The organism is uncultured Nocardioides sp. (assembly GCF_947489365.1).
GTDB lineage: Bacteria > Actinomycetota > Actinomycetes > Propionibacteriales > Nocardioidaceae > Nocardioides.
This window is the reverse complement of sequence record NZ_CANLDB010000003.1, coordinates 305,870-331,917: the sequence shown is the minus strand read 5'-3', so window position 1 is coordinate 331,917 and position 26,048 is coordinate 305,870. Positions and strand designations below refer to the sequence as shown.

Here is a 26,048-nt window from a genome sequence, read left to right as displayed (position 1 = left end):
GCGGACGGAGCTCTTCCGTCAGCCGGCCGACACAGCGACCCGTGCGCCTCAGAACAGCAGCGCGGTGCCCGGGTCCTCCATGACGTCGGCGACGTCGCGCAGGAAGCGCGAGCCGGCCTCGCCGTCCACGTGGCGGTGGTCGAAGCTCAGCGCCAGGGTGGTCACCTGGCGCGGCTCGATCACGTCGACCCCGTCCCGGGTGACGACCCAGGGCTGCTTGCGGACCTGGCCGAAGCAGAGGATCGCCGACTCCCCCGGGTTGATGATCGGGGTGCCCGCGTCGACGCCGAAGACGCCTACGTTGGTGATCGTGAACGTCCCGCCCGCCATGTCGGCCGGCTGCGTACGGCCCTCGCGGGCGGTGCCCGTGAGCGTCGTCAGCGCCTCGGCGAGCTCGCGCAGGCCCAGCTGGTCGGCGTCCTTGACGTTCGGGACGACGAGGCCGCGCGGGGTGGCGGCGGCGATGCCGAGGTTCACGTAGCGCTTGAAGACGACCTCCTGCGCGGCGTCGTCCCAGGTCGAGTTGATGACCGGCGTACGACGGATCGCGAGGACCACGGCCCGCGCGAGGAGCAGCAGCGGGGAGACCTTGACGTCCCGCAGCTCGCGCCGGGTCTTCAGGCGCTCGACGAGCTCCATCGCGCCGGTGACGTCGACGGTGACCCACTCGGTGACGTGCGGGGCGCTGAAGGCCGAGCCGACCATCGCCTCGCCCATCATCTTCCGCACGCCCTTGACCGGCTCACGCCACTCGCGGTCGGCGCTCGCTGCGGGTGCGGTCTGGGCGAGGGGCCTCGAGACCTGCGCGGGCTCCGCGCGGTCCGAACCACTCCGTGCGTGCTCCACGTCCTCGCGAGTGATCACGCCGCCGGGGCCGGACCCGCGGAGGCCGGCGAGGTCGACGCCGAGGTCCTTCGCGAGCTTGCGGACGGGCGGCTTGGCCAGCGCGCGCGTCCCGACGGTGGCGGCGGGCGGGGTCATCGGGTCCGCGACGCGGGACTCGACCGGGTCGGGGCGCGCGGACGTCGCCGGGACGGCCGGCTCCTCGGCCTCCACCACCGGGTCGGACTGGGCGCCGCCGGGGGCGAACGCGCCCTGGACCTGCATCTGGGTGGCCGCCGCCGACTCGGTCGACGGCGACGCGGACCCCTTGCGAGGCCGTCGTACGGGCCCGCGCTCGGCCTTCTGGCGCCCGACCAGCGACTCGCCCTCGCCGCCGCCGGACGCGGCGGGGTTGGACCAGTCGATCTCGACGGCCTCGACGGCCTCGACCGGCGACGTGGCCTCGGGTGCCGGTGCGGCGGGAGCCGCGGCGGCGCCGGGCTCCCCGATCGCGATGATCGGGGTGCCGACCTCGATCATCTCGCCCTCGTCGACGAGAAGCGCGGTGACCTCGCCGGCGTACGGGCTGGGCAGCTCGACGAGCGACTTGGCGGTCTCGATCTCGACGACGATGTCGTTGATCGCGATGACGTCGCCGACCTTGACCTTCCAGGCCACGATCTCGGCCTCGGTGAGGCCCTCGCCGACGTCGGGGAGCAGGTACTCGGCCATGTGTCTCAGTACTCCAGGGCTCGGTCGACGGCGTCGAGGACGCGGTCGAGGTCGGGCAGGTACTCCTCCTCGACCCGCGACGGCGGGTACGGCGTGTCCGGGGCGCCGACGCGCAGGACGGGCGCCTCGAGGGAGTAGAAGCACTCCTCGGTGACGCGGGCCGCGACCTCGGCGCCCATGCCGAGGTTGACGTGGGCCTCGTGGACGACGACGAGGCGGCCGGTGCGGCGTACCGAGTCGTAGACGGGGCCGAGGTCGAGCGGCGACAGCGTGCGCAGGTCGATGACCTCGAGCGACGAGTCCTCCGCGGCCTCCGCCGCGCGCAGGCAGGTCTTCACGGTGGGGCCGTAGCCGACCAGCGTGGCGTCGGTGCCGGCGCGGACCGTGCGGGAGGTGAACAGCGGCGCGGGCGTCGCGGTCTCGTCGAGGTCGGCCTTGTCGGCGTGGTACTGCCGCTTCGGCTCCAGGAAGATCACCGGGTCATCGCAGGCGATGGCCTGCTGGATCATCCAGTAGCCGTCGACCGGGTTCGAGCAGGAGACGACCTTCAGGCCGGGGGTGTGCGCGAACTGCGCCTCGGGGCTCTCGGAGTGGTGCTCGACCGCGCCGATGCCGCCGCCGAACGGGATCCGGATGACCATCGGCATCGGGGAGCGGCCCCGGGAGCGGTAGTGCATCTTCGCGACCTGGCAGACGATCTGGTCGTACGCCGGGTAGACGAAGCCGTCGAACTGGATCTCGATCACGGGCCGGTAGCCGCGCAGCGCCATGCCGACCGCGGTGCCGACGATGCCGGACTCGGCCAGCGGGGAGTCGATGACGCGGTCCTCGCCGAAGTCCTTCTGCAGGCCGTCGGTGATGCGGAAGACGCCGCCGAGCTTGCCGACGTCCTCGCCCATGAGGAGGACCTTCGGGTCGTCCTCCATCGCCTTGCGCAGCCCCGCGTTGAGGCCCTTCGCCAGCGTGATCCTGCTCATCGGGCGGCTCCCGTCTGGTCGTTCTCGAAGCTGTCGGTGTAGGCCTGGTAGGCCGCCTTCTGGGCGACGAGCTCGTCGGTCTGCTCGGCGTACACGTGGTCGAAGCCCTCGATGTAGCGCGGGTCGGGCAGCGCCTTGCAGCCCTCACGCAGGCGGGCGCCGAGGTCGTCGGCCTCGGCGGCGAGGTCGGTGAAGTACTGCTCGTCGGCCAGACCCATGCGGCGCAGGTACGCCGTCACCCGGGCGATGGGGTCCTTGAGCTTCCAGTTCTCGACGTCCTCGCTGAGCCGGTAGCGGGTCGGGTCGTCGGTCGTGGTGTGGGCGCCCATCCGGTAGGTGTACGCCTCCACCAGCGTCGGGCCCTGCCCGTCGCGGGCGCGCTGCAGCGCGGCCTTCGTGACGGCGTACGTCGCGATGACGTCGTTGCCGTCGACGCGGACGCCGGGGAACCCGAAGCCGAGCGCGCGCTGGTAGAGCGGGATGCGCGTCTGGCGCTCGATGGGCTCGGAGATCGCCCACTGGTTGTTCTGGCAGAAGAACACGACCGGCGCGTTGTACGACGCCGCGAAGATGAAGGCCTCGTTGACGTCGCCCTGGCTGGACGCGCCGTCGCCGAAGTGCGCGAGGACGGCGGCGTCGCGGTCGGGCTCGCCGGTGCCGACGACGCCGTCGCGCTGCATCGCCATGGCGTAGCCGGTGGCGTGGAGGGTCTGCGCGCCGATGACGATCGTGTAGAGCCCGAAGCCGAACTCGGCGGGGTCCCACGCGCCCTGGTCGACGCCACGGAAGAGCCCGAGGAGGTCGAGCGGGTCGATGCCCTTGCACCAGGCGACGCCGTGCTCGCGGTACGTCGGGAAGACGTGGTCCTGGCGGCGCAGCGCGCGGCCGGCGCCGATCTGCGCGGCCTCCTGGCCGAGCAGCTGCGCCCAGATGCCCAGCTCGCCGTGGCGCTGGAGCGCGGTCGCCTCGGTGTCGAGGCGTCGTACGAGCACCATGTCGCGGTACAGCCCGAGGAGCTCCTCGGCGGACAGGTCCACCTCGAACTCGGGGTGGTGCACGCGCTCCCCCTCGGGGGTCAGCAGCTGCACCAGGTCGGGCCCGCCGTCGCGTTGGCTGGGGCCGAAGACCTCGGCGAGGTCGGGGCCGAACTCCCTCGGGGAGTCGCCGGCAGAGTGCGTCATCCGTGCTCCTTCGCTCGGCGGCCGGCGGGGTCTCCGCGGCCGTCCTCGTCCGACCTCCGCCCGCACCCGGGGGTGGCCGGTGCCGTACGTCGGTCGGTGCTTCGTGTGAGCCGGGTCACCACCCGCCTCACGTGCGTCAGAGGGTATCCGGGGGTGCTGCGGCGGGCGAATCGGACGCCGTCCACGACGGTCGGGGGCGGGGGATCTACCGCGGTCTCCTGGATCTGCCGCGGTCGTACGGCGCCATGAGGCCCGCCAGCGCCCACTGGAGTGGCCACATGGCCGCGCAAGTCGCACGCCACGCCCGACCAAGGCCCCGGCCACCCACCGACCGACCGGCGGCCTACCCCGCGACGGGCGGGGGCTCCTCGTCGCGGGGGCGGGCGCCGAGGGTGGCGGCGGCGACGCCCGCGGCGGCGACGAGGAGGCCGACCAGCTCGACGGGGCCGAGGACGTCGCCGAGGAACACATAGGCGAGCACCGCGGTGACCGGCGGCATCAGGAAGAACGTCGCGGACGCCGCCCCGGCGCCGCCGGCCCGGACCAGCAGGCCGAGCAGCAGCAGGCCGGCCAGGGAGTTGCCGACCACCATGTAGGCCAGGGCGACGAGGCCGACGACGGGGTCGCTCACGACCGGGCCGTCCTCGACGAGCAGGGCGAGGACGGCGACGAAGGGCGCGGAGGCCGCGCATTGGACGGCGGTCGACCACAGCGGGTCGGGGGCGTCGCCGATCCAGCGCTGCCCGAGCGTGCCGAGGCTCAGCCCGAGGAGGCTGAAGAGCGCGAGCCCGATGGCGACCGGGCCGCCGGTGCCCTCCAGGTCGGGGATCAGCACGAGGAGCACCCCGAGGACGCCGACCACGAACCCGACCACCTGCACCCGCGTCAGTCGCTCACGGAGCAGCAGGCCCGCGAGGACGACGGTCAGCACCGGGCTCAGCGAGTGCACCAGCGCGCCGAACGTCGCGTCGAGGCCGAGGCCGAACGCCGAGAACATGGCCGAGAACACGACGCCGTTGAGGACGATGCCGACCAGGGCGATGCGTCCCAGGTCACGGCGGGAGGCGCCCACGCGCCGCCTCAGCGCGAGGGCGATCACGGCGGCGAGCGCCCCGGCGAGCGCGAAGCGCATGGCGAGGATCCACAGCGGCGCGATCGCGTCGACGCCGATCGGGGTGACGACGTACCCGGACGACCAGACCAGCACGAAGGCCGCCGCGGGCAGCAGCGGGAGCCCGCCGGTCCGCGGGGAGGCGAGGGTCGGCACTAGTCGGCGTCGAGCTCGAAGGGGTCCGCGCCGGCGCTGCCGGTGAGCCGGGCCTGCAGGTCGGCGAAGCCGCTGCGGATGTGGTCCTCGGCGGCCGCGCGGGCGGCGTCCGGGTCGCCGGCGCGGAGCGCGGCGAGGATCGCGCGGTGCTCGGCGTCCGAGGCCCGGGCGCGCTCGTCGCTGCCCAGCGAGACGTCCCACGGGAAGGCCGCCCAGAGGGACTCGATCTCGGCGAGCATCCCCGGCAGTCCGCAGCGGCGGTAGAGCGTGAAGTGCAGCTCCCGGTTCAGGGCCCGCCGCTCGACCGGGTCGCCGGCCGCGGCGACCGCCTCGACGAGCTCCTCGACGCGGCGCAGGTCGCGCAGCGACAGCCGCGTGGTCGCCCGCGCCACGGCGTACGACTCGGTGAGCCGGCGGACGACGTACGTCGCCGTCACCCGGTCCAGGTCGATCCCGGCCACCCGGACGCCGCGGTGGGGCTCGGAGACCGCGAGGCCCTCGGCCTCCAGCGCCCGCAGGGCCTCCCGGACGGGCGTGATGCTGGCGTGGAACCGGGCGGCGAGGTCGTCCTGGCGCAACCGCTCCCCCCGCGGCAGCTCACCGGACAGGATGAGCCGGCGCAGCTCCTCGACGATCAGGTCCCGCTTCGTCGGTGGTGGGGAGGGTTGCGTGCTCACAGCAAGCCATCCTCCCGCAGGTGGGCGACCTGGTCGTCGTCGTACCCGAGCTCGGCCAGGATCGCCTCGCTGTGCTCGCCGACCTCGGGGATGGGGTCCATCCGGGGTTCGCGGCCCGCCACCGTGATCGCGGGCAGCGTCGCGCGGAGGTCCCCCACGGGGCTGCCGACGGTGCGCCAGCGGTCCCGCGCGCTGAGCTGCGGGTGGTCGAGGACCTCGCTGAGCTCCCGGCGGCGCGCGTTGGCGATGCGGGCGCTCTCGAGCCGGGCGCCGAACGTCTCACCTGTCAGGTCGGCCAGTCGCGCGTGGATGACCTCGTCGAGGGCGTCGCGGTGCTCGACCCGCTTCGAGCCGGTGTCGAAGCGCTCGTCGGTCGCGATCGCGGCGTCACCCAGCACGACCTCGCAGAACGCCGCCCACTCGCGCTCGTTCTGGATCGACAGCACGAACTCGGTGCCGTCGCCTGCCGCGTAGGTGCCGTACGGCGCGATGGCCGCGTGGCTCGTGCCGCGCCGCGGGGGCGGCGTCCCGCCGTAGTCGGCGTAGTAGAGCGGGTAGCCCATCCACTCGACGAGGGAGTCGAAGAGGCTGACGTCCAGCGCCGTGCCGCGACCGGTGACCTCACGCTCGTAGAGCGCGGCGAGGATGCCGGAGAAGGCGTACATGCCGGCGCCGATGTCGGCGGCCGGGATGCCGCTCTTGGCCGGGGTGTCCTCGGTGCCGGTGACCGAGACCAGGCCGGTCTCGGACTGGATCAGCAGGTCGTAGGCCTTCGCGTCCCGGTACGGGCCCGAGGTGCCGTAGCCGCTGATCGAGCAGGTGATCAGGCGTGGGTCGCGGGCCTGCAGGGTCTCGGCGTCGAGGCCGAGCCGCGCCGCCGCCCCGGGGGCGAAGTTCTGGACGAACACGTCCGCCTGCCCGAGCAGCTCCTCCATGACCCGTGCGGCGTCGGGGTGCTTCAGGTCCAGCGCGATGCTCTCCTTCGACCGGTTGAGCCAGACGAAGTGGCTCGACATGCCGCGCACGGTCTCGTCGTACGACCGCGCGAAGTCACCGACGCCGGGACGCTCGACCTTGATCACGCGGGCACCGAGGTCGGCGAGCTGGCGGGTGGCGAAGGGGGCCGCGACGGCCTGCTCGCACGACACGACGGTGACGCCGGTGAGCGGGAGCACCCGGCGGTTCGACTCGGCGGCCTCGGGCGACATCAGATGCTCCTCCCGCCGTCCACCGGCAGCACGACCCCGGTGAGGAACGACGCGGAGTCGGAGGCGAGGAAGCAGATGGCGGACGCGACGTCCTCCGGGGTGGCAAGGCGGCCGAGCGGGATGCTCGACTCGAACCGCTGGCGCGCCGCGGCCGGGTCCTCGGTGCCGAGGAACTTCTCGAGCATCGCGGTGTCGGTCGCGACCGGGGCGACGGCGTTGACGCGGATGCCGTCACCCGCGTGCTCCACGGCGAGCGAGCGGGCGAGGTGGTTGGCCGCGGCCTTGCTCGGCGCGTACGCCGCGAAGCCCGGCCGGGTGCGCTCGCCCATGACCGACCCGGTCACCACGATCGCGCCGCCGCCGGCGTCCTTCAGCGCGCCGACCGCCGCGCGGGCGGTGAGCCAGGCGCCCTTCACGTTGACCGCGAAGGTGGCGTCGAAGTCACCCTCGGTGATCTCGACCGCGGGGGTCGGGTACGTCGTGAGCCCGGCGTTGCACGCGACGACGTCGAGATGGCCGTAGGTGTCGACCGCAGCGGCGACGGCCGCGGCGCAGTCGTCGGCCGAGGTCACGTCGGCGCGGACCGCCGTCCCCCCGACCTCGTCGGCCGCCGCGGTCGCGGCCGCCTCGTCGAGGTCGGCCACGACGACCTTCGCACCGGAGGCCGCCAGCAGACGTACGGTGGCGAGGCCGATGCCGCTGGCCCCGCCGGTGACGAGGGCGACCTTGCCGTCGAGGCCGGGAAGGGCGACGGGTGCGCTGCTGGCGGACATGGGTGATCCTCTCGTCGGGGCGACGACGCCGGCCCTGAGACCGGCATCACGTCTATCTCAGACACAATAGCGTCAGATCATGCATGATCCATTCCCACACGTCGGAGGAACCGTGAGCGAGCCCGCCCCCACCACGTCCACCACGTCCACCGCGGCCGTCCCGCCGTACGAGCCGATCCTGCAGCGCGGCGCCGACACCACGACGTACCGGCGGCTGGACCTGCCCGTGCCCGAGGTCCGCGAGGCGCTCGGGCGCAGGTTCCTCGAGGTGCCCGGCTCGACGCTGAGCGCGCTCGCGGACACCGCGTTCGGCGACATCGCCCACTTCCTGCGCACCGCTCACCTCGAGCAGCTCCGGCGGATCGTCGACGACCCCGAGGCCTCCGGCAACGACCGGTACGTCGCGACGGACCTGCTCCGCAACGCCGCCGTCGCCGCCGGCGGCGTGCTGCCGATGTGCCAGGACACCGGGACCGCGATCGTCCAGGCGAAGCGCGGGCGCCACGTGCTCACCGACGGGGAGGACGCCGCGTGGCTGTCCGACGGCATCCGGTCGGCGTACGCGCGGCTCAACCTGCGCTACTCCCAGCTCGCGCCGCAGACGATGTACGAGGAGAAGAACACCGGCGACAACCTGCCCGCGCAGATCGAGATCGCCGCGGAGGGTGACGACGCCTACGAGCTGCTGTTCATCGCCAAGGGCGGCGGCAGCGCCAACAAGTCGTTCCTCTTCCAGGAGACGAAGGCGCTGCTCAACGAGACGTCGCTGATGACCTTCCTGCGCGAGCGGATCGGCGCGCTGGGGACGTCGGCGTGCCCGCCGTACCACCTCGTCGTCGTGGTCGGCGGCACCTCGGCCGAGGCGACGATGAAGACGGCGAAGCTGGCGTCGACGAAGTACCTCGACTCCCTGCCCACGACCGGCTCCGCCGGCGGGCGGGCCTTCCGCGACACCGGCCTGGAGGAGCAGGTGCACCAGCTCACCCGCGAGCTCGGGATCGGCGCGCAGTTCGGCGGGAAGTACTTCTGCCACGACGTCCGCGTCGTCCGCCTGCCGCGCCACGGCGGGTCCTGCCCGGTCGCGATCGCCGTGTCGTGCTCCGCCGACCGCCAGGCCGTCGCCCGGATCACCAGCGAGGGCGTCTTCCTCGAGGACCTCGAGCGCGACCCCGCCCGCTTCCTGCCCGACGTCACCGAGGAGGGCCTCGGCGGGGACGTCGTCGCCGTCGACCTCGACGCCGGGATGGACGCCGTCCGCTCCGCGCTGTCCGGCCTCGAGGTCGGCCAGCGACTCTCGCTGAGCGGCGACCTCGTCGTCGCCCGCGACGCCGCCCACGCCGAGATCAAGAAGCGGCTGGACGCCGGCGAGGAGATGCCGGCGTACCTGCGCGACCGGGCGGTCTACTACGCCGGACCCGCCAAGACGCCCGACGGCTACGCGTCCGGCTCCTTCGGACCCACCACCGCGGGGCGGATGGACACCTACGTCGAGCAGTTCCAGGCCGCGGGCGGGTCGCTGGTGATGCTCGCGAAGGGCAACCGCTCGTCGGCGGTCGCCCGCAGCTGCGGCGAGCACGGGGGGTTCTACCTCGGCACGATCGGCGGCCCCGCCGCCCGCCTCGCCCAGGACTGCATCCGCCACGTCGAGGTCCTGGAGTACGAGGAGCTCGGCATGGAGGCCGTCTGGCGCATCACCGTCGAGGACTTCCCCGCCTTCGTCGTCATCGACGACCACGGGCGCGACTTCTACGCGGACGACGACGGCCCGATGCTGCAGATCGGGCGCCGCGCCTGACCTGACCACCGCGCCGGCGGGGCGGGGCGGGGGGTCGGCGGCGCTGCTGCCGGTCATGCATGATCGTTGACGTCGTGCATGACCCGATGTAGCGTGCATCACATGACGACCGCCACACCGGGTGCCCCCCTGCCCACGACCAGCCCCGCCGAGATGCGGAAGGTGGCCGGCGCGAGCCTCATCGGCAGCGCCATCGAGTGGTACGACTTCTTCCTCTACGGCACCGCCGCCGCGCTCGTGTTCAACCGGCTCTTCTTCCCGGAGTCCTCCGAGCTGGCCGGCACGCTGTTCGCGTTCGCGACGTTCGGCGTCGGCTTCTTCGCCCGCCCGGTGGGCGCCGTGGTGTGCGGCCACCTCGGCGACAAGGTCGGCCGCAAGCGGATGCTGGTCTGGACCCTGGTGGTCATGGGTCTCGCGACGGCCCTGATCGGCCTGCTGCCGTCGTACGCCACGATCGGGGTGGCCGCCCCGATCCTCCTGGTCGTGCTCCGGATCGCGCAGGGCTTCGCTGTCGGCGGCGAGTGGGGCGGCGCGGCGCTCATGGCCGTCGAGCACGCCCCGGCCGACCGCCGTGGCTTCTACGGCTCGTGGCCGCAGCTCGGCGTCCCGATCGGGCTGATGCTGTCGACCGCCGTGTTCGCCGTCGTCTCGCAGCTCTCCGACGAGGCGTTCCTGGCCTGGGGCTGGCGGGTGCCGTTCGTGCTGAGCCTGCTGCTCGTCGCGGTCGGGCTGTTCATCCGGCTCCGGGTCGCCGAGTCGCCGGTGTTCGCGCGGCTGCAGCAGAGCGGCGAGGAGGTCCGCGCCCCGATCGTCGAGGTGTTCAAGCGCCACCCGAAGCAGGTGCTGCTCTCGGCGGGGATGCGGTTCACCGACAACATCGCCTACTACGTCTTCGCGACCTTCGCGCTGACCTACCTCACCGGCGAGCTGGGGATCTCGCGCAACGTCGCGCTGCTCGGCGTCCTCGTCGCGTCCGCGCTCGAGCTGGTGCTGATGCCGTACTTCGGCGCCCTCTCGGACCGCGTGGGCCGCCGCCCGGTGATGATCGGCGGGTCGGCCGTCTGCGGTCTCATGGCCTTCCCGTACTTCGTCATGGTCGGGACGACGAACCCGTACCTCGTCGTCCTCGCCACCGTGCTGATGATCGGCGTCGGGCACGCAGCGGTGTTCGCGCCGCTGTCGGCGTTCTTCTCCGAGCTGTTCGGCACCGGCGTCCGCTACTCCGGGACCTCGGTCGGCTTCCAGCTCGGCGCGCTCGTCGCCGGCGCCCCGACACCCTTCATCGCCACCGCCCTCCTCGCGAGCAGCGACGGCGAGCCGTGGCTGATCGCCGGCCTGACGGTGATCGGCGCCCTGGTCACCATCGTCGCCACCTGGCTCGTGGCCGAGACCTACCAGGCGAAGCTCGCGGACTGAGTCAGAAGACGACGCCCGTGCCCTGGGCGCAGCCGTGGCACAGGGCTCCGAGCATCGTCTCGGGGCCCTGCTGCTCCCGGCAGCGCTCGCACCAGCGCAGCCTGCGACGCCGGCTGCTCACCAGCCCGGCGACCACCGGCCGCACGATCTCTTCTCGGCGCAGGTCGTCGTACGTCAGGTGGACCTGGTCGTGCTCCTCCCACACGAGGTCGTGGGTGCCGCCCGCCCAGCGACCCTCGGGCCGGGCGAGGAAGCAGTGGCCGGTGAAGACCCGGACCATCAGCTGCACGGGTCGACCGGTGACGTGCCAGGGCGTCACCGGGTACCCGTCCCCGCCGGACGGGTCACCGTCGAAGTCGTGGAGGGCGGGCGACCCCGCGTCGTACCAGGGGCCGCCGAAGAGCTCGAGGAACCAGTCCACGTCGACGCCGAGGCGCTCGGCGAGGGCGGGCGTGCGGTCCGCCGTGGCGCGGCCCGCTGTGGTGCCGCCGAGGTCGAGGTGGTCGTCGAGGGGAAGGATCACGGGAGTCTCCGGTGGTGCGGGGCGGACTGGTACGGCGACCGTAGGGACCGCCGCCGACAGTGGGGCGCTGGCTAGGCTCGACGCATGTCGTCCGACGAGCGCATCGTGTCCGAGACCGTCTCCATCGCCGCGCCGCCGGCCACGGTGTTCGCGATCGTCGCGGACCCCCACCAGCACGAGCGCATCGACGGCTCGGGCTCGGTGAAGGGCAACATCAAGGGCCCCCGCGTGCTGTCGAAGGGCGCCAAGTTCGGCGTCGACATGAAGATGTTCGGGCTGCCCTACAAGATCCGGAACGTCGTCGTCGAGTACGAGCAGGACCAGCGCATCGCCTGGCGCCACTTCGGTGCGCACCGCTGGCGCTACGAGATCACCCCGACCGCCACCGGCTGCGACGTCACCGAGACCTGGGACGCCTCGCGCTACCTGACCCCGATCTGGCTCGGCCTCAAGGCCGCCGGTTTCCCCGAGCGCAACCGCAAGGGCATCTCCGGGACGCTGGTCAAGCTGCGCGAGGCCGCGCGACGCCTGACCGGTCACGGGTCGACCGGCCCGGCCGACCTCAGTGGGCCTCGCCGAGGTCCTCGTGGGCGCGGTGGCTCTCGGGCTCGACCTGGAAGGTCGCGTGCTGGACCGCGAAGTGGCTGGTCGTGCAGCGCGACAGGTCGTCGAGGATCGCCCCGACGCCGCGGTCGGCGAGCACGGGATCGGTGACGGTGACGTGCGCGGACAGGCTGGGCAGGCCGGTGGTGATCGTCCAGGCGTGCAGGTCGTGGACGTCGACCACGCCAGGGACGCCCAGCAGGTGGTCGCGGACCTCGTCGAGGGGCACCTCGGCCGGGGCCACCTCCAGCAGGACGGTGAGGGCGTCGCGGCCCAGCGACACCGCCCGGGGCAGGATCATCGCGGCGATCACCAGTGAGCCGATCGGGTCGGCGCGCTCGAAGCCGGTGGCCCAGATGACGACGCCGGCGACGATCACGACGACCGAGCCGAGGGTGTCGGCGAAGACCTCCGTCGTCGCCCCGCGCAGGTTGATCGACCCGGTCTCCGACCGCGTCAGGATGGCGAGCGACGCCGCGTTGGCGAGCAGGCCCACCACCGCGAAGGCGATCATCGGCACCGGCGCGACGTCGCCACCGGGCTCCAGCAGCCGTCGTACGCCCGCCACGACGAGGTAGGCGCACAGCACGACCAGCGCCGCGGCGTTGACGAGCGCGGCGAGCACCTCCGCGCGGTGCCAGCCGAAGGTGAAGCGCCGCGACGACGGCAGCGCGGCGACGTACGACGCACCGAGTGCGAGCAGCACCCCGGCGGCGTCCGCCGCCATGTGGCCCGCGTCCGCGAGCAGCGCGAGGGAGCCGCTGACCCAGGCGCCGACGAGCTGCACCACCAGGACGACCGCGGTGATGAGGAGGACCAGTCTCAGGCGACGACGGTCACCGGCCCGCCCGGCGGCGTGGCCGTGTCCGTGCCCGTAACCCATGCGGAAAACCTTATATGATGAGGGCGCTCAGTCCACGGTGACGGCGCTCACCACCCGGTTCTCCGTGTAGCGGCCGGCCTCGGCGTCGTACGGGCCGGTGCAGGTGATGAGCCGCAGCGTGTCCTCGACGGTGGCGCCGAAGACCTGCTCCGTGGGGAACGGCGTCTGCGGGACGTCGGCCACCTCGGTCACCGCGTAGCGGGTGCGGCCGCCGTCCGCGTCGTCCACGACGACCTCGTCCCCGACCGTCAGCTCGGGGAGGCGGGCGAACACCGCGGGTCCCTCGGTGGAGTCCACGTGCCCGACCACGACGGTCGGTCCCGGCCCCCCGGGTCGACCGCCCCCGGTGAACCATCCGACCCGGTCGGGGTCGGTCGGGACCTCCAGCGTGCCGCCCTCGTCGAGCCCGAGGTCGACGAGGTCCTCGGCCAGGCCCAGCGACGGGATGCTCACCGCGGTCGGCACCGGCCGCGGACCGTCCGGGGCGTCCCGCGCGGGCGGCGAGGACGGCGAGGCGGTCGAGGACGAGGGCGGCGCAGCGGTCGGGGCCTCCCGGGCCGCGGGGCTGTCGGCTCCGCACCCCAGGAGGCTCCCGGTCAGCAGGACCCCGGCCAGGCCCCGGAGGACCCGCGCGGGGCCCTGCACCGCGCTCAGACCCCGGCCGCGCGGCGACGCAGCAGCCAGGCGCCGAGCACTCCCACGACCAGCGCAGCGCCGCCGGCGGCCACCGCGGTGGTCCCGGCGCCGGTCGCCTCCCCGGCGTCGGTGGCGCCACCGCCCATGCCGGTGTCGATGCCGCCGACCGGGACCTGCTGCAGCTGGCCACGGACGGCGCCCGCTGCGTAGTCGGCGGTGTGCGTGTCCGCCGAGTACGACGTCGGGTCGGCCTCAAGGTCGGCGAGCGTGAAGCCCTCGCCGGTGTCCTCGCCGGTCTCCTCGTCCTCGAGCCCGGTGGTGAACGGGCCCTGCAGGCAGCCGCTGGCGGTGCGGGTGCCGTCGCCCTCGGGGTTCGGGAACGCGATGCGCGGCGGGCCGCCCTCGCCCGCGGGGGCGAGGTGGATGTGCGTCGCGGTCTTGGCGGGGCTCTCGTACTCGCCGGTCACGCCGTCGAGCGTGATGTCGTAGCAGATGACCTCGGTGTCGGCGTTCACCATGAGGTCGAAGGTGCCGGTCGCGCCGGGCTGGCCCTCGGCGGGGTTGCCCTCGGTGTCGATGATCCCGTCGGGGGTGGCCATCACGGTGTAGGCGCTGGTGAAGCTGTCGGGCCGGGGCACCTCGGTCTCGGCGGAGGCGGGTCCGGCGGCCCACAGCGAGGCGCCCACGAGGGCGGTCGCCGCGAGTCCTGCGGCCGGGCGGGCGAAGGTCGTGCGGTGCGTCATGCTCGTCCTCTCCGTCGGGCCCCGGCGGTCCGGGGCCTCGTCGAGGTGTACGGCGGGGCCCACCGGACCGTTCATCCCGATCTCGGTCCGGGGGGCGGGTGAACGCCGGGCCGCCCGGCGACGTACTACCTTCGGGCACGACCTCACATCCGGGTCGTGCCGCGACGACGGCGCGTGGAGGAGGTCGGTGATGGCGACAGCGTTGGCGCTCGGTCCGGCGACGCGGTCATGGGGCGCGGGCACGGGAGCCGGGAGGTGGCCGATGGGTCGTCCCGCCGACCTCAATGACGTCGGTGACCTCGGCGACTCTGCCGAGCCGGGTACGTCGAGCGGCCTGGACGTCACCGCTGCCTGGCACGAGCACGGCTCCGCGCTGCTCGGGTTCGCCGTCAACAGCCTGGGAGACCGGGCGCTCGCCGAGGACTGCGTCCAGGAGACGTTCCTGCGCGCGTGGCGGTCGCGGGACACCTACGCGGAGCACCGGGCGAGCGAGCGCACCTGGCTGTTCACCATCGCCCGCAACATCGTCGTCGACGCCGCCAGGGCGCGTGCCCGGCGCCCGACGCCGGTCGGGGACGACGGGATCGCGCGGATCGCCCCGGCGGCCACCGGCGAGCACGACGCCGTCGACGCGCGCGTGACGCTGGTGTCGGCGCTGGCGCAGCTGACCCCGGAGCACCGCGAGGTGCTCGTCGCCGTCAGGCTGGAGGGCCTGAGCTACGCCGACCTGGCTGCCCGCAACCGGGTCCCGGTCGCGACGCTGCGGACCCGCGCCTACCACGCCCTGCGCGCGCTGCGCGCCCTGCTGGCCGAGGAGGAGAACCATGACTGAGCCCGTCCCTCGCACCGACGAGCAGGCGGCCCTGATCGCGTCCGCGGCAGCAGGCGATCTCTCGCCCGCCGATGCCGCGGCGTACGACGCCCTGGTCGCCGCCGACCCGTCGGTCGCCACCGAGACCGCCGAGCTCCGGGCGCTGCTCGTCCGCGTCGACGACCTCGGCGGCTGGACCGAGGCGACCCCCAGCGACGACCTGGGGGCGAGGGTCCTCGCCACCTCACGACCCGGGCAACCGGTCGAGCACCGACCCGGGCCCCGCCGCTGGGTCGGCCTCGTCGCGGCCGCGGTCGCCCTCCTCGCGCTGGGCGGCGTGGGCGGCGCCGTCCTCACCGAGGTGGTCCGCGACGAGCCGCTCGAGGCCGCGCCGGTCGACCCGCCCGAAGGTCCCCCGGGCACCCTCGGCGCTCCCGAGCCGATCGAGTTCACCGGCGAGCCCGCGGAGGTCGACATCTCGGCCGACCTCGTCGCCCACACGTGGGGCACCGAGACGGTGCTGGGCATGACCGGGTGGGAGCCGGGCGCGTCGTTCCGCCTCGTCCTGCTCGACGCCGACGGGGACGTCGCGGAGTCCGGCTCGTTCCGGGGCTCGGAGGTCACCATCACCTGCCGCATGAACGGCGAGCTGCTGCGCGAGGACGTCGACGTGGTCGAGATCCGCGACGCCGACGGCGCGGTGGTCGCGCGCTCCGACGTCCCCGAGGTCACCCGGGGCTGACGTCCTCCTCCGCGGTGACGAACCTGCGGAGCAGGTCGAGCAGCTCCTCGAGCCCGCCGTCGGGGAGCGCGGCGAAGGCGGTCCGCGCGCCGCGTCGTCCCCGGGTCCTCGCGGCCGCCAGGACCGCCGGTGCCGGCTCGGTGAGGTGGACCTCCTGCGTACGACGGTCCCCCACCACCCGACGCCGCTCGACCAGCCCGCGTTCCTCGAGCTCGTCGACGATCGCGACGACGCTGGCGGCGCTGACGCCGATGCCGCGGGCGAGCTCGGCCTGCGAGACCGGTCCGAGAGCGGTCAGCGCGGTGAGCGCGCCGACGTGGCGCGGCTCGATGCCGAGGGGCGCCAGGAGGTCCTGGAACTCGCGGTAGAGCCACGCGTGCAGGCGGACCAGGAGCAGCGAGACGCTGCCGCGGACCGCGCCGGGCAGCGCCTCGGGCAGGACGTCGTCGGCGAGCAGCGCGAGCAGGTGCGCCAGCCGGACGCGCCGGTCGGCGTCGAACGGGGCCAGCACGGCCTCGTCGAGCGCCGCGAGGTCGTCGTCCCAGCGGGCGAGGAGCAGGTCGGCCGCGGGGGTGCGGCTGAGCAGGTACGAGCGCCGGTCCTCGGGGTTCCGCACCCGCGCGAGGAGGCCGGACGCGACCAGGTCGACCGCGACCTTGGTCATGGTCGTCCGGCTCACCACCACCGCGTCGGCCACCGTCTGCTGCGACGCCGCCACACCGCGGGGCAGCGCGTGGAGGACGGCGTACGCCGTCAGGTCGACGTCGGTGGGCAGCGTCCGCTCCGCGAGGTGGCCCACCCGCGCGGAGGCGCGCCACAGGACGTGCCCCGGGATCGCGGCCAGGGCGGCGAGCAGGGTCGTCGACCCGCTCGTGACCTCGCCCACATCGCTCCCTCGGTTGATCGTTCGGTACTTGACGATACCCCGCGCCGGAGTACCGTGGTCGACGAATCATTAGGTGCTTGACGATCTTCGCGGAGGACGGCCGATGAGCCACACCGAGACCGGCCGCCACGCCGGCACCCACGCCGGCACCCACGGGGGCGCCGGCGCCGGGGCCCACGCCGCCGGCAACAAGTGGTGGACGCTGGCCGCCGTCTGCACCGGCGTCTTCATGCTGCTGCTCGACATCACGATCGTGAACGTCGCCCTGCCCGACATCCAGCGCGAGCTCGACGCGACGCTGTCCGACCTGCAGTGGGTCATCGACGCCTACGCGCTGAGCCTCGCCGCGCTGCTGCTGACGGCCGGCGCGCTGGCCGACCGGTACGGCCGCCGCAAGGTCTTCTCGATCGGCGTCGTCCTGTTCACCCTCGGCTCGGTCGCCTGCGGCGCCGCCACCGACATCACCGTCCTCACCGTCTCCCGCGCCTTCCAGGGCATCGGCGGCGCCGCGATGTTCGCGACCGCCCTCGCCCTGCTCGCCGGCGCCTTCCGCGGCAAGGACCGGGGGACGGCGTTCGGCGTGTTCGGCGCCGTCACCGGCGTCGCGGTGGCCATCGGCCCCGTGCTCGGCGGCGTGCTCACCAGCGGGCTGTCGTGGCGCTGGATCTTCTTCGTCAACGTCCCGCTCTGCCTCGTCGCCCTCGGGGTGACGCTCACGAAGGTCTCGGAGTCGCGCGACCCGCACGCCGGGCGCCCCGACTGGTTCGGCTTCGTCACGTTCTCCGCCGCCCTCGGCGCGCTGGTCTACGGCCTGATCGAGGCCGGTCAGACCTCGTGGGACGACACCGTGGTCGTCTCCTGCCTCGTCGCCGCCGGCGTGCTGCTCGTGGTCTTCGCGATCAGCCAGCAGCTCCAGCGCAGCCCGATGTTCGACCTGAGCCTGCTGCGCAAGCCCACCTTCGTCGGCGGCCTGGTGGCCGCGTTCGGCGTCTCCGCGTCGATCTTCTCCGTGCTGACCTACCTGGTCATCTACGTGCAGAACGTCCTCGACTACTCCGCGGTCGGCACCGGCATCCGGTTCCTGTTCCTGTCCGGCGCGTCGTTCTTCGCCGCCATCGCCGCCGGCCGGCTGACCGAGCGGGTGCCGGTCAAGTGGCTGATCGGCCCCGGCTTCCTCGTCCTCGGCGCCGGGCTGCTGCTGCTGCTCGGCATCCAGGACGACTCGTCCTGGACCCACCTCATCCCCGGCCTGACCGTCGCCGGCGTCGGCATCGGGATGATCAACCCGCCGCTGGCCTCGACCGCGGTGGGCGTGGTGGACGTGAACCGCTCCGGCATGGCGAGCGGGGTCAACTCGACCTTCCGCCAGGTCGGCATCGCGACCGGCATCGCCGCGCTGGGCTCGCTGTTCGGCCGCGAGGTCGCGGACGCCGTCCGCCCCGAGCTGGCCGGCGCCGTCCCGCAGGCCGCGGTGGACCCGCTGGTCTCGGCGCTGTCCGGCGGCCAGGTCACGGTCGCCGCCGAGGCCGCGCAGGCACAGGCCTCCGCGGCCGGGGGCGCCTCGGCGGGCCAGCAGGCCTACGACCTCGTCCTCGGCGTCGGGACGTCGGGCGTCGTCGACGCGCTGAACCACATCCTGCTCATCGCCGCCGTCATCGCGTTCACCTCGGCCGTCGCCTGCCTCGCGCTGATCCGGCAGAAGGACTTCGTGAAGCGTGAGGAGCAGGCCCCCGCCGCAGCGGAGGGCTGAGGCTCAAACGCTGCCGCCGTCTCAGCAGGGGCGCAGTTCCCCGCGCTCGAACTCGGCGCCGAAGCCGCCCCGGTCGCTCTGCACGTAGCCGACGAGGACATCGCTGGCCCTCACCAGGACGGTCCTCGTGGCGGAGAGGCGCCCTGCGGCGGCCCGCACCGGGAACTGCCGCGTGACCCCGTCGCGGTCGCGCCCCAGTCCGCCCTCCTGGTCGATGCGGGCGTCCCGGTTGTCGAGGCGGAACCGGACGGCCTGGTCGCCGTCCACGGTGGCGCGACACATCTGGATCCTCCCGCCCTCGTGGCGGGCGACCACGGTGTACGCCGCGGACGCTGACGTCGGCGCCAGGCCGACGAGCCCGGCCGCGAGGACGGCGGACGAGGCGAGGGTGGCGAGGACGCGGCGCGGGCTCATGGCCGCGAGTCTCAGGTGGCCACGGTCCGCTGTCAACGACCGGCTGGCGCTGCTCCCGGCCGGGTCAGCAGGCCCTGAGGTCGCTGCGGGAGAAGTCCCCGCCCGCGCCCGGCCCGTCGAGGTCCTGGATGCCGCTGACGAGGCGGTCGCCGGAACGCAGGCGGACCGTCTTCACCGCCGACACGCGGCCCGCGCCCGGCTGCACCGAGAAGGTGCGGGAGACCCCGCCCCGCTGCCGCGACACCGATCCCCGGTGGGCGTGCCTCCCGGCGCGGTTGTCGAGGCGGAACCGGACGGCCGGGTCGCCGCCCACCGTGGCGCGGCAGGCCTGCAGGTTCGCGCCGTGCACGGACGTGACCGTGGTGTACGCCGACCAGGCCGCAGTCGGCGCGAGGCCGACGAGGCCGCCGGCCAGCAGGGCGGCCGACGCGGTGGTGGCGAGGAGGTGTCGGGGGCTCATGCGCCCCACCCTGGCAGGCCCGGACGTTGTTCGCCCGGCGATCGTGCTCAGCAGCGGGGCAGCGCGGCGCGGGTGAAGTCCTGGGCCGCGCCGGCCGACTCCTCCTGGGCGAACGCGGTCAACCGGTCGCCGGAGCGCACGGGGACGGTCCTGGTCGACGACGACGCGCCGGCCGCGGCCCGGACCACGACCGTGCGGGAGTCCCCGTCGCGGGCGCGGGTCACCCCGGCGGCGTGCGTCTCCCCCGCGCGCCGGTTGTCGAGGCGGAAGCGGACCACCCCGCCGCCGTCGACGACCGCCCGGCAGGCCTGCACCCGGCCGCCGTCGTACTCCGCGACGGTCGTGTACGCCGCCGAGGCCGAGGTCGGCGCCAGGCCGACCAGACCGCCGGCGAGCAGCCCGGCGGCCGCGGTCAGGCCGAGCGCCCGCCTCACGCGCCGAGGCCCTCGCGACCGTGCGCCGTCGTCCAGCCCGACAGGTCGGGACCCTTCGGGACGATGCCCGTGGGGTTCACGTCGGTGTGGACCACGTAGTAGTGGGCCTTGATCTGGTCGAAGTCGGTGGTGTCGCCGAAGCCGGGCGTCTGGAACAGGTCGCGGGCGTAGCCCCAGAGCGCCGGCATCTCGGTCAGCTTGTTGCGGTTGCACTTGAAGTGGCCGTGGTAGACGGGGTCGAACCGCGCCAGGGTCGTGAACAGGCGGACGTCGGCCTCGGTGATCGCCGACCCCATGAGGTAGCGGCGGTCGGTCAGGCGCTCCTCGAGCCAGTCCAGCGCGGCGAACAGCTCGTCGTACGCCTTCTCGTAGGCGCCCTGGTTGCCGGCGAAGCCGCAGCGGTAGACGCCGTTGTTGACCTCCCGGAAGACGCGCTCCATGACCTCCTCCATCTCGTCGCGGACGTCGTCCGGCCAGAGGTCGGGCGCGTCGGCGCGGTGGTGGGCGGTCCACTCCGAGGAGAGGTCGCGGGTGATCTGGTCGAAGTCGTTGGTGACGACCTGGCCGGTCGGGACGTCGACCATCGCGGGCACCGTGATGCCACGGGGGTAGTCGGGGAAGCGCGCGAAGTACGCCTCCTGGAGGCGCTCGATGCCGAGCACGGGGTCCTTGCCGCCGGGGTCGAGGTCGAAGGTCCAGCTGTCGGCGTCGTGGGTGGGGCCGGCGAGGCCCATGGAGATCACGTCCTCCAGGCCGAGCAGCTGGCGCACGATGATCGCGCGGTTCGCCCACGGGCAGGCGCGGGCCGCGGCGAGGCGGTAGCGGCCCGGCTCGACCGGCCACTCCCGGTCCCCCGAGGGCTCGCGGACGATGCGGTCGTCGATGTAGTTCATGTCGCGGTCGAAGCCGTCCGCCTCGACGTAGCTCCCGGACTCCTGGCCCGACTCGTTGCTCATGGCGTCAGCCTAGGGAGCGGCCCCCCGCGTCGAGCCCCCACGGGCCTCGGCGCCCGGGCGGCGCACCGCGGGGCTCGTGACAGATGTGTGGCGGATCTGACCCCGATATCGGGGTCGTATCCGCCACAGATCGTCAGCCCTCACGCACGAGCTCCGCGAGCAGGTCGGCCATGGCGTCGGGGTCCCAGGTGTGGTTCGACCCGGCGACCTCGACGGCGACCGCGCCCGGGACGGCGGCGGCGATCGCCTCGGCCGCGACCGGCATCTCGGGGAAGGTGTCGGTGCCGTGCGCCGCCCGCACCGGCACCCCCAGCTCGGCGAGCCGGGCGCCGAACTGCACGTCGTACGGCGCGGAGAAGGCCCAGCGCATGGCCTGGGCGTCGACGCGCAGGGCCGGGGCGTGGGAGACCCAGGCCGGCCAGACCGGCGACTCGCGCAGCCAGCCCACGAGCTCGGGCGGCATGTCACGGAGGTAGTGGTCCACGGCCCGCTCGTGCTCCCCGGCGTCGAGGAACGTCTCGACCTCCACCGTCCACGGTCCGACGCCGGTGACCGCCGGGTCCAGCGGGGCCTCGAAGAGCGCCAGGCCGGAGACGGGCACCCCGCCCTCCGTCGCGGCGTACAGCGAGATCGCGGCGCCGGACGAGTGCCCGCACAGGACGGCGTCCCCGCCGACCGCCGCGACGAGGGCGGCGATCGCGCCACCCGGGCCCGCCTCCCGGTCGAGGTCGATCGGGCCCTCGGCGGGGCTGTCGGCGCGGCCGAGCCGGTCGTGGACGACGGCGGGCACGCCACGCGCGGCGAGGGCCTCGGCGCAGGCGGTGGTCGCGGGGTCCATCGCGCGGTACGGCCCCGCACCGGCGACGAACACCACCGCACGGCCCTCCCCCACCGGCCCGTGGGCGTCGTACGTGACGCGGTCGCCGCGTCCGGTCTCCAGGGTCGTCGTCTCCATGGCTGCAGTCGACCAGACCGGCCCCGCGAACTCATCGGTCTGATCGCCAACGAATCTTTGCAAACACATGTTGGCGGTCTAGCATCGCGGGGTGGACCTCACCTCCATCACGCCCGACGCCGCCGGCCTGCGGGCCCTCGCCCACCCGGCGCGGCTGAAGATCCTCGGCCACCTGCGCGCCGACGGGCCCGCGACGGCGACCAGCCTGGCCGCGCGCATGGGGCTCACCAGCGGGGCGACGTCGTACCACCTGCGGACGCTCGCGAAGCACGGATTCGTCGTCGACGACGCCGAGCGCGGGAACGGCCGGGAGCGGTGGTGGGCGGCGGCGCACCAGTCGACCCGTTCCGGGCCTGGTGACTACCGCGCTCCTGACGAGCGCGACGCGCTCGAGGGCTTCCTCCAGGCGGTCGCGATCGTGCACACCGAGCGGTTGCAGCGCTTCGTGGAGGAACGCTCGTCCCTCCCTCGGGAGTGGGTGGACGCCACCACCGTCAGTGACTGGGGGCTGCGGCTCACTCCCTCCCGGGCCAGGGAGCTGAAGGAGGCGCTGATGGCGGTCGTCGACGGCTGGGTCGAGGACCCCGAGGGCGCTCACGACGACTCGGGGGACGCGAGCCTGTTCGAGGTGGCGATCCACGCCTTCCCACGGCCCCGGGCGGAACAACCGTGAGCGGGCGGGGTGCGCTGGCGGGCTACCTGGCCGCGGACGTCCTCGCCACCGCCGGCGTCCGGGTCTCGTTCATCGCGGTGCCGTGGTTCGTGCTGACCACGACGGGCAGCGCCGTCCTCACGGGCGTGGTGGCGTTCGCGGGGACCGTCCCGCAGGTCGTGGCCCAGGCACTGGCGGGGCCGGTGGTCGACCGGTTCGGCGCGCGGCGGGTCGCGATCGGAGCGGAGGCGCTGAGCGTGCCGGTGCTGGCGGCCGTCCCGGCGGCGTACGCGCTCGACGTGCTGTCGATCCCGCTGCTCTGCGTGCTCGTCGCGCTCGCGGCCGCGCTGAACGGCCCGGCGGACGCCGGGCGCGGCGCCCTCGTGCCCCAGCTCGCCCGCCACGCGGGCACGTCGCTGGAACGGGTCGCGGGCCTGGCCGGGACCTCGGAGCGGACCGCCAGCCTCGCCGGCGCCGCGCTCGGCGGGGTGGTCGTCGCGGCCGTCGGGGCGCCGTACGCGCTCGTCGTCACGGCGGTCGGCTGGGGCGCGGCGGCGCTGCTGACCCTCGTGGCGACGCGGCGGCTGGTCGCGCCGGAGCCTGCTCCGCGGCAGGGCTACCTCACCGAGCTGCGTGAGGGCGCCGGCTTCCTGCGCCGCGACCCCGTGCTGCTCGGCATCGCGGTGATGGTGGCGGTGACGAACCTGCTGGACCAGGCGTACTCGGCGGTCCTCCTGCCGAGCTGGGTCGTCGCGTCCGGCCTGGGCGCGACGGTGCTCGGCCTGCTCGGCGCCTCGTTCTCCGGCGCCGCGATCGCCGGCAGCCTCCTCGCCGCGGCGTACGGCGACCGCCTGCCGCGGTTCGCCACGTACGTCGTCGCGTTCCTGCTGGCGGGGGCGCCGCGGTTCGTCGTGGTCGCCCTCGACTCCCCGCTCGCCGGGGTGGTCGCGACGGGCGTCGTCGCCGGCTTCGCCGCAGGCTTCATCAACCCGCTGATCAGCGCACTGCTCTACGAGCGGACGCCCGAGCCGATGGTGGGCCGGGCGGGCTCGATGATGACGGCGTCGGCGTGGTCGCTGATCCCGTTCGGCGGTCTCGTGGCGGGCGGGCTCGTCGCCGGCGTCGGTCTCGCACCCGCGCTGGTGGCCTGCGGGGCGGCGTACCTCGTGGCGACGATGGCGCCCGCCGCCGGCCCGCGCTTCCGCGCCATGGACCGGGTGACGGAGCACCTCGACACGGGCGCGACTAACGACGCGACTGCGGACCCTCACCCAGCGGCGTCGAGGTGATGCGACGCGCCTCGTCCGCGTCGACCACGCCCCGCTTCGTCAGGTTCTCGACCGCGCGGGTGCGCATGTCGTGCAGCTGTTCGCGCGTGCGGGCGGGGAGCGCCTCGATCATCTGCCGGGCCTTCGTGGGGTCGGGCTCGCCCACGACGCGGAAGTGCTCGTCGGCCTGCGTACGACGGCCCCGCGAGGCGACCGCGACGGCGAGGAGCACCGCGGCGGCGGTCACCGTGGTCACCCAGACCGGCAGCGTCGGGAGGGCGAGCGGCTCGACGTACCAGTCGGTGATCATTGAGGTCAGGACGCTGGCGCCGACCAGCGTGGTGAAGGCGAGGTAGGCGATCTCGAGCCAGTCCCGCCGGCGGTGGGCCGCGAGCCACCGCATCGCCACCAGCGCCGGCCCGGGCACGGCGACGAGGAAGAGGAGGGCGCAGTAGACCGTCGCGGTGTCGCTGCCCATCGGGTCGACCACGGTCCCGCTCCTCGGGACCCGACCGCCACCGGCGACCACGGTGAACACGGGGGCCAGCATCGCGATGCCGCGCAGCAGGCCCCACCGGTCGCGGCCCGAGGGGTGCGCCCTCGCCCTCGTCGGCGCGCTCGAAACCCAGGACGCGCAGGATCCGCTGGTGGTCCCGCAGCACGAACAGGTCGACGTCGCCCGGGTGGAACTGGCTCTTCCGGACCGTGTTGGACCAGGCCCGGACCTTCGGCACGCGTGGCATGCGTCCCTCCTGCCCCGGCCGGGGTCTCCCTACTCCCGCGAGAACGCCGCGGCGACCTCGAGCAGGCGCGCGTTGGCCTCGGGCTCGCCCACGGTGACCCGGCAGCCCTGACCCGCGAAGGGCCGGACCATCAGCCCCGCCGCGTCGGCCGCGGCCGCGAAGGCGCCGGTGCGGTCGCCCAGGTCGAACCAGACGAAGTTGCCCTGCGCGTCGGGGACGTGCCAGCCGACCTCGGCCAGCCCGGCGACGAGGCGGTCGCGCTCGGCGACGATGCCCTCGACGCGCTCGAACAGCTCGGGCTGCGCCTCGAGCGAGGCGATCGCGGCGGCCTGGGCGACCGACGAGACGCCGAACGGCAGCGACACGGCCCGCAGCGCCGCGGCGACCGGGGCGTGGGCGACGGCGTACCCGACCCGGAAGCCGGCGAGGCCGTAGGCCTTCGAGAAGGTGCGGAAGACCAGCACGTTGTCGTGGCGGCGGTAGGTGCCGATGCCGTCGAGGGCGTCGTCGAGGCGCACGAACTCCAGGTAGGCCTCGTCGAGGACGACGAGCACGCCGGCGGGGACCTTCGCGAGGAAGCCGTCGACCTCGGTCTGGGTCAGCGCCGGGCCGGTCGGGTTGTTCGGGGTGCACAGCAGCACCACGCGGGTGCGGTCGGTGATCGCGGCGGCCATCGCGTCGAGGTCGTGGCGGGCGTCGGCGGTCAGGGGGACGGGGACGCTGACGGCGGCCGCCGTGGTGATCGCGATCGGGTAGGCCTCGAAGGAGCGCCAGGCGTGGACGACCTCGTCGCCGGGCTCGCAGTATGCCGCGAGGAGCTGGTAGATCAGCGCGACCGACCCGGTGCCGGCGGCCAGGTCGGAGACCGGCACGTCGAGGCGGGCGGCCAGCTCGGCGTACAGCGCGGCGCTGCCCATGTCGGGGTAGCGGTTCATCGTCTCGACGGCGGCCTGCGCGGCGGAGACCACGCCCGGCAGCGGCGGGTACGGGTTCTCGTTCGACGACAGCTTGTACGAGACCAGGTCGGTCCGCGGCGCCGGAGGCTTGCCGGGCACGTAGGCGGGGATCTGCTGGACGTTGCGGCGGGGCTCCGGAGCGGTCACGCGAGCACGCTAGGCGATCACCGCGTCGCGTCGCTCCCGCCAGGGGCGCAGCAGGACAACCAGCCCGAGCCCGACGACGAAACCGATGCCCGCCCCGGTCACGTTGTCCACGACGTCGGTGACGTCGCAGGCGCGGTCGATCCGGGCGAGGACGAGCTGGGCGGCCTCGACGCCGACCGAGTACGCCGCCAGCAGGCCCAGCCCCAGCGGCGCGAGCAGCCAGCCGAGCCGCCACCGGGCGGCGACCACGACGAGCAGCGCCCCGCTCGGCACGAACAGCGCCGTGTTCAGCAGCCGCTGGCCGCCGGAGAAGATCCAGAAGCCGTCGGGCGCCGGGCCGCCGTAGTCGAAGGAGCAGGCGGTCTGCACCTCCTCGGGCATGAGGTAGCCGGGCGGTCCGGCCGCCGGCACGAGGGTGACCAGCGCGATCACCACCAGGGACCACACGAGCCCCGCCGCGGCGTACGCCGTCACCGGGCCGGTCCGGCGGGCGGCGAGCAGCCCGAGCAGGCCGAGGACGACGGCCGCGAGGGCAGCGCCCAGCAGCATCACCCCCGTGCCTCCGAAGCTCACCACGCCGGGGAGGGTAGCCGGGGCACGGCGCCGTGCCCCAGGGTCGGCCCGCGACGTTCAGGCAC

27 protein-coding genes and 1 pseudogene are annotated in these 26,048 nt (G+C 74.1%); 8 read left to right on the top strand and 20 right to left on the bottom strand.

Translation table 11 applies throughout. The features are described from left to right. Window positions 1-48: 48 nt before the first annotated feature. The 7 genes from Q0858_RS10715 to Q0858_RS10685 form a co-directional block, all read right to left on the bottom strand. Entirely contained in the window at window positions 49-1,554 is a 1,506-nt protein-coding gene (locus Q0858_RS10715; RefSeq protein ID WP_299053789.1) for a dihydrolipoamide acetyltransferase family protein, read from the bottom strand. Between the two features lie 5 nt (window positions 1,555-1,559). Further along, the gene (locus Q0858_RS10710; protein WP_299053787.1) at window positions 1,560-2,531 is read right to left on the bottom strand and encodes an alpha-ketoacid dehydrogenase subunit beta; all 972 of its coding nucleotides are present in this window, start codon (window positions 2,529-2,531) and stop codon (window positions 1,560-1,562) included. Continuing rightward, entirely contained in the window at window positions 2,528-3,712 is a 1,185-nt protein-coding gene (gene pdhA, locus Q0858_RS10705; protein ID WP_299053785.1) for a pyruvate dehydrogenase (acetyl-transferring) E1 component subunit alpha, read from the bottom strand. The genes Q0858_RS10710 and pdhA overlap by 4 nt, the downstream gene beginning before the upstream one ends. A 343-nt stretch (window positions 3,713-4,055) precedes the next feature. After that, window positions 4,056-4,979 (bottom strand): DMT family transporter, encoded by a 924-nt coding sequence (locus Q0858_RS10700; protein WP_299053784.1) that lies wholly within the window; start codon window positions 4,977-4,979, stop codon window positions 4,056-4,058. After that, window positions 4,979-5,656 (bottom strand): GntR family transcriptional regulator, encoded by a 678-nt coding sequence (locus Q0858_RS10695; RefSeq protein ID WP_299053782.1) that lies wholly within the window; start codon window positions 5,654-5,656, stop codon window positions 4,979-4,981. Before Q0858_RS10695 ends, Q0858_RS10700 begins: the two co-directional genes overlap by 1 nt. Further along, the gene (locus Q0858_RS10690) at window positions 5,653-6,864 is read right to left on the bottom strand and encodes a CaiB/BaiF CoA-transferase family protein (protein ID WP_299053780.1); all 1,212 of its coding nucleotides are present in this window, start codon (window positions 6,862-6,864) and stop codon (window positions 5,653-5,655) included. Before Q0858_RS10690 ends, Q0858_RS10695 begins: the two co-directional genes overlap by 4 nt. Next, window positions 6,864-7,637, bottom strand: a complete 774-nt coding sequence (locus tag Q0858_RS10685; protein WP_299053777.1) for an SDR family oxidoreductase — start codon at window positions 7,635-7,637, stop codon at window positions 6,864-6,866. Before Q0858_RS10685 ends, Q0858_RS10690 begins: the two co-directional genes overlap by 1 nt. 175 nt (window positions 7,638-7,812) lie before the next feature. On the opposite strand from Q0858_RS10685, the gene Q0858_RS10680 reads away from it, so the two are divergent. Both Q0858_RS10680 and Q0858_RS10675 read left to right on the top strand, forming a co-directional pair. Continuing rightward, on the top strand, window positions 7,813-9,432 hold the full coding sequence (locus Q0858_RS10680) for a FumA C-terminus/TtdB family hydratase beta subunit (protein WP_299054541.1): 1,620 nt from the start codon (window positions 7,813-7,815) through the stop codon (window positions 9,430-9,432). Between the two features lie 102 nt (window positions 9,433-9,534). Further along, on the top strand, window positions 9,535-10,848 hold the full coding sequence (locus tag Q0858_RS10675) for an MFS transporter (protein WP_299053774.1): 1,314 nt from the start codon (window positions 9,535-9,537) through the stop codon (window positions 10,846-10,848). 1 nt (window position 10,849) lies between these two features. Here Q0858_RS10675 and Q0858_RS10670 read toward each other — a convergent pair whose 3' ends face one another. Continuing rightward, window positions 10,850-11,371: a hypothetical protein gene (locus Q0858_RS10670; RefSeq protein ID WP_299053771.1), complete on the bottom strand. Its 522-nt coding sequence runs from the start codon at window positions 11,369-11,371 to the stop codon at window positions 10,850-10,852. A gap of 84 nt (window positions 11,372-11,455) precedes the next feature. Here Q0858_RS10670 and Q0858_RS10665 point away from each other — a divergent pair. Continuing rightward, window positions 11,456-11,878 (top strand): annotated as a pseudogene (locus tag Q0858_RS10665) (SRPBCC family protein); the annotation flags it as partial. 55 nt (window positions 11,879-11,933) lie between these two features. Here the strand turns inward: Q0858_RS10665 and Q0858_RS10660 are convergent. The 3 genes from Q0858_RS10660 to Q0858_RS10650 form a co-directional block, all read right to left on the bottom strand. Beyond that, window positions 11,934-12,857, bottom strand: a complete 924-nt coding sequence (locus tag Q0858_RS10660; protein ID WP_299053768.1) for a cation diffusion facilitator family transporter — start codon at window positions 12,855-12,857, stop codon at window positions 11,934-11,936. 27 nt (window positions 12,858-12,884) lie between these two features. Next, window positions 12,885-13,322 (bottom strand): class F sortase, encoded by a 438-nt coding sequence (locus tag Q0858_RS10655; protein WP_299053766.1) that lies wholly within the window; start codon window positions 13,320-13,322, stop codon window positions 12,885-12,887. Window positions 13,323-13,507: 185 nt separating this feature from the next. Then, the gene (locus Q0858_RS10650) at window positions 13,508-14,236 is read right to left on the bottom strand and encodes a CHRD domain-containing protein (protein ID WP_299053763.1); all 729 of its coding nucleotides are present in this window, start codon (window positions 14,234-14,236) and stop codon (window positions 13,508-13,510) included. Between the two features lie 262 nt (window positions 14,237-14,498). On the opposite strand from Q0858_RS10650, the gene Q0858_RS10645 reads away from it, so the two are divergent. Both Q0858_RS10645 and Q0858_RS10640 read left to right on the top strand, forming a co-directional pair. Then, window positions 14,499-15,068, top strand: coding sequence for a sigma-70 family RNA polymerase sigma factor (locus tag Q0858_RS10645; protein WP_299053760.1), 570 nt, complete (start codon window positions 14,499-14,501; stop codon window positions 15,066-15,068). After that, window positions 15,061-15,789: a hypothetical protein gene (locus Q0858_RS10640; protein WP_299053757.1), complete on the top strand. Its 729-nt coding sequence runs from the start codon at window positions 15,061-15,063 to the stop codon at window positions 15,787-15,789. The genes Q0858_RS10645 and Q0858_RS10640 overlap by 8 nt, the downstream gene beginning before the upstream one ends. Here the strand turns inward: Q0858_RS10640 and Q0858_RS10635 are convergent. Continuing rightward, window positions 15,776-16,675 (bottom strand): MarR family transcriptional regulator, encoded by a 900-nt coding sequence (locus Q0858_RS10635; RefSeq protein ID WP_299053754.1) that lies wholly within the window; start codon window positions 16,673-16,675, stop codon window positions 15,776-15,778. The genes Q0858_RS10640 and Q0858_RS10635 overlap by 14 nt on opposite strands. A 103-nt stretch (window positions 16,676-16,778) precedes the next feature. On the opposite strand from Q0858_RS10635, the gene Q0858_RS10630 reads away from it, so the two are divergent. Then, window positions 16,779-18,425 (top strand): MFS transporter, encoded by a 1,647-nt coding sequence (locus tag Q0858_RS10630; RefSeq protein ID WP_299053751.1) that lies wholly within the window; start codon window positions 16,779-16,781, stop codon window positions 18,423-18,425. 21 nt (window positions 18,426-18,446) lie between these two features. Here Q0858_RS10630 and Q0858_RS10625 read toward each other — a convergent pair whose 3' ends face one another. The 5 genes from Q0858_RS10625 to Q0858_RS10605 form a co-directional block, all read right to left on the bottom strand. Next, the gene (locus tag Q0858_RS10625; RefSeq protein WP_299053748.1) at window positions 18,447-18,839 is read right to left on the bottom strand and encodes a hypothetical protein; all 393 of its coding nucleotides are present in this window, start codon (window positions 18,837-18,839) and stop codon (window positions 18,447-18,449) included. A gap of 64 nt (window positions 18,840-18,903) precedes the next feature. After that, entirely contained in the window at window positions 18,904-19,299 is a 396-nt protein-coding gene (locus Q0858_RS10620; RefSeq protein ID WP_299053745.1) for a hypothetical protein, read from the bottom strand. Between the two features lie 47 nt (window positions 19,300-19,346). Beyond that, window positions 19,347-19,733: a hypothetical protein gene (locus Q0858_RS10615; protein WP_299053743.1), complete on the bottom strand. Its 387-nt coding sequence runs from the start codon at window positions 19,731-19,733 to the stop codon at window positions 19,347-19,349. Then, entirely contained in the window at window positions 19,730-20,689 is a 960-nt protein-coding gene (locus Q0858_RS10610) for a glutathione S-transferase C-terminal domain-containing protein (protein WP_299053740.1), read from the bottom strand. Before Q0858_RS10610 ends, Q0858_RS10615 begins: the two co-directional genes overlap by 4 nt. A 133-nt stretch (window positions 20,690-20,822) precedes the next feature. Beyond that, entirely contained in the window at window positions 20,823-21,644 is an 822-nt protein-coding gene (locus Q0858_RS10605; protein ID WP_299053739.1) for an alpha/beta hydrolase, read from the bottom strand. Window positions 21,645-21,735: 91 nt separating this feature from the next. On the opposite strand from Q0858_RS10605, the gene Q0858_RS10600 reads away from it, so the two are divergent. Both Q0858_RS10600 and Q0858_RS10595 read left to right on the top strand, forming a co-directional pair. Then, a complete protein-coding gene (locus Q0858_RS10600) occupies window positions 21,736-22,317 on the top strand; it encodes a helix-turn-helix domain-containing protein (RefSeq protein ID WP_299053736.1) in 582 nt (193 codons plus the stop codon). Beyond that, window positions 22,314-23,585, top strand: coding sequence for an MFS transporter (locus tag Q0858_RS10595; RefSeq protein ID WP_299053734.1), 1,272 nt, complete (start codon window positions 22,314-22,316; stop codon window positions 23,583-23,585). Before Q0858_RS10600 ends, Q0858_RS10595 begins: the two co-directional genes overlap by 4 nt. On the opposite strand, the gene Q0858_RS10590 is transcribed toward Q0858_RS10595, so the two are convergent. The 3 genes from Q0858_RS10590 to Q0858_RS10580 form a co-directional block, all read right to left on the bottom strand. Next, complete coding sequence (locus tag Q0858_RS10590) at window positions 23,542-24,054, bottom strand: hypothetical protein (protein WP_299053731.1); 513 nt, start codon at window positions 24,052-24,054, stop codon at window positions 23,542-23,544. The two genes, Q0858_RS10595 and Q0858_RS10590, sit on opposite strands and share 44 nt — an antisense overlap. Window positions 24,055-24,336: 282 nt before the next feature. Beyond that, window positions 24,337-25,410, bottom strand: coding sequence for a histidinol-phosphate transaminase (hisC, locus tag Q0858_RS10585; RefSeq protein WP_299053728.1), 1,074 nt, complete (start codon window positions 25,408-25,410; stop codon window positions 24,337-24,339). A 9-nt stretch (window positions 25,411-25,419) separates the two neighbouring features. Next, a complete protein-coding gene (locus Q0858_RS10580) occupies window positions 25,420-25,986 on the bottom strand; it encodes a VanZ family protein (RefSeq protein ID WP_299053726.1) in 567 nt (188 codons plus the stop codon). Window positions 25,987-26,048: the final 62 nt, after the last annotated feature.

What these genes read in the sequence shown, in the direction of transcription:
- Q0858_RS10715 (WP_299053789.1), bottom strand. Translation starts at nt 1,554, where the DNA reads ATGGCCGAGTACCTGCTCCCCGACGTCGGCGAGGGCCTCACCGAGGCC.
- Q0858_RS10710 (WP_299053787.1), bottom strand. Translation starts at nt 2,531, where the DNA reads ATGAGCAGGATCACGCTGGCGAAGGGCCTCAACGCGGGGCTGCGCAAG.
- pdhA (WP_299053785.1), bottom strand. Translation starts at nt 3,712, where the DNA reads ATGACGCACTCTGCCGGCGACTCCCCGAGGGAGTTCGGCCCCGACCTC.
- Q0858_RS10690 (WP_299053780.1), bottom strand. Translation starts at nt 6,864, where the DNA reads ATGTCGCCCGAGGCCGCCGAGTCGAACCGCCGGGTGCTCCCGCTCACC.
- Q0858_RS10685 (WP_299053777.1), bottom strand. Translation starts at nt 7,637, where the DNA reads ATGTCCGCCAGCAGCGCACCCGTCGCCCTTCCCGGCCTCGACGGCAAG.
- Q0858_RS10675 (WP_299053774.1), top strand. Translation starts at nt 9,535, where the DNA reads ATGACGACCGCCACACCGGGTGCCCCCCTGCCCACGACCAGCCCCGCC.
- Q0858_RS10660 (WP_299053768.1), bottom strand. Translation starts at nt 12,857, where the DNA reads ATGGGTTACGGGCACGGACACGGCCACGCCGCCGGGCGGGCCGGTGAC.
- Q0858_RS10650 (WP_299053763.1), bottom strand. Translation starts at nt 14,236, where the DNA reads ATGACGCACCGCACGACCTTCGCCCGCCCGGCCGCAGGACTCGCGGCG.
- Q0858_RS10645 (WP_299053760.1), top strand. Translation starts at nt 14,499, where the DNA reads ATGGGTCGTCCCGCCGACCTCAATGACGTCGGTGACCTCGGCGACTCT.
- Q0858_RS10640 (WP_299053757.1), top strand. Translation starts at nt 15,061, where the DNA reads ATGACTGAGCCCGTCCCTCGCACCGACGAGCAGGCGGCCCTGATCGCG.
- Q0858_RS10630 (WP_299053751.1), top strand. Translation starts at nt 16,779, where the DNA reads ATGAGCCACACCGAGACCGGCCGCCACGCCGGCACCCACGCCGGCACC.
- Q0858_RS10625 (WP_299053748.1), bottom strand. Translation starts at nt 18,839, where the DNA reads ATGAGCCCGCGCCGCGTCCTCGCCACCCTCGCCTCGTCCGCCGTCCTC.
- Q0858_RS10620 (WP_299053745.1), bottom strand. Translation starts at nt 19,299, where the DNA reads ATGAGCCCCCGACACCTCCTCGCCACCACCGCGTCGGCCGCCCTGCTG.
- Q0858_RS10610 (WP_299053740.1), bottom strand. Translation starts at nt 20,689, where the DNA reads ATGAGCAACGAGTCGGGCCAGGAGTCCGGGAGCTACGTCGAGGCGGAC.
- Q0858_RS10605 (WP_299053739.1), bottom strand. Translation starts at nt 21,644, where the DNA reads ATGGAGACGACGACCCTGGAGACCGGACGCGGCGACCGCGTCACGTAC.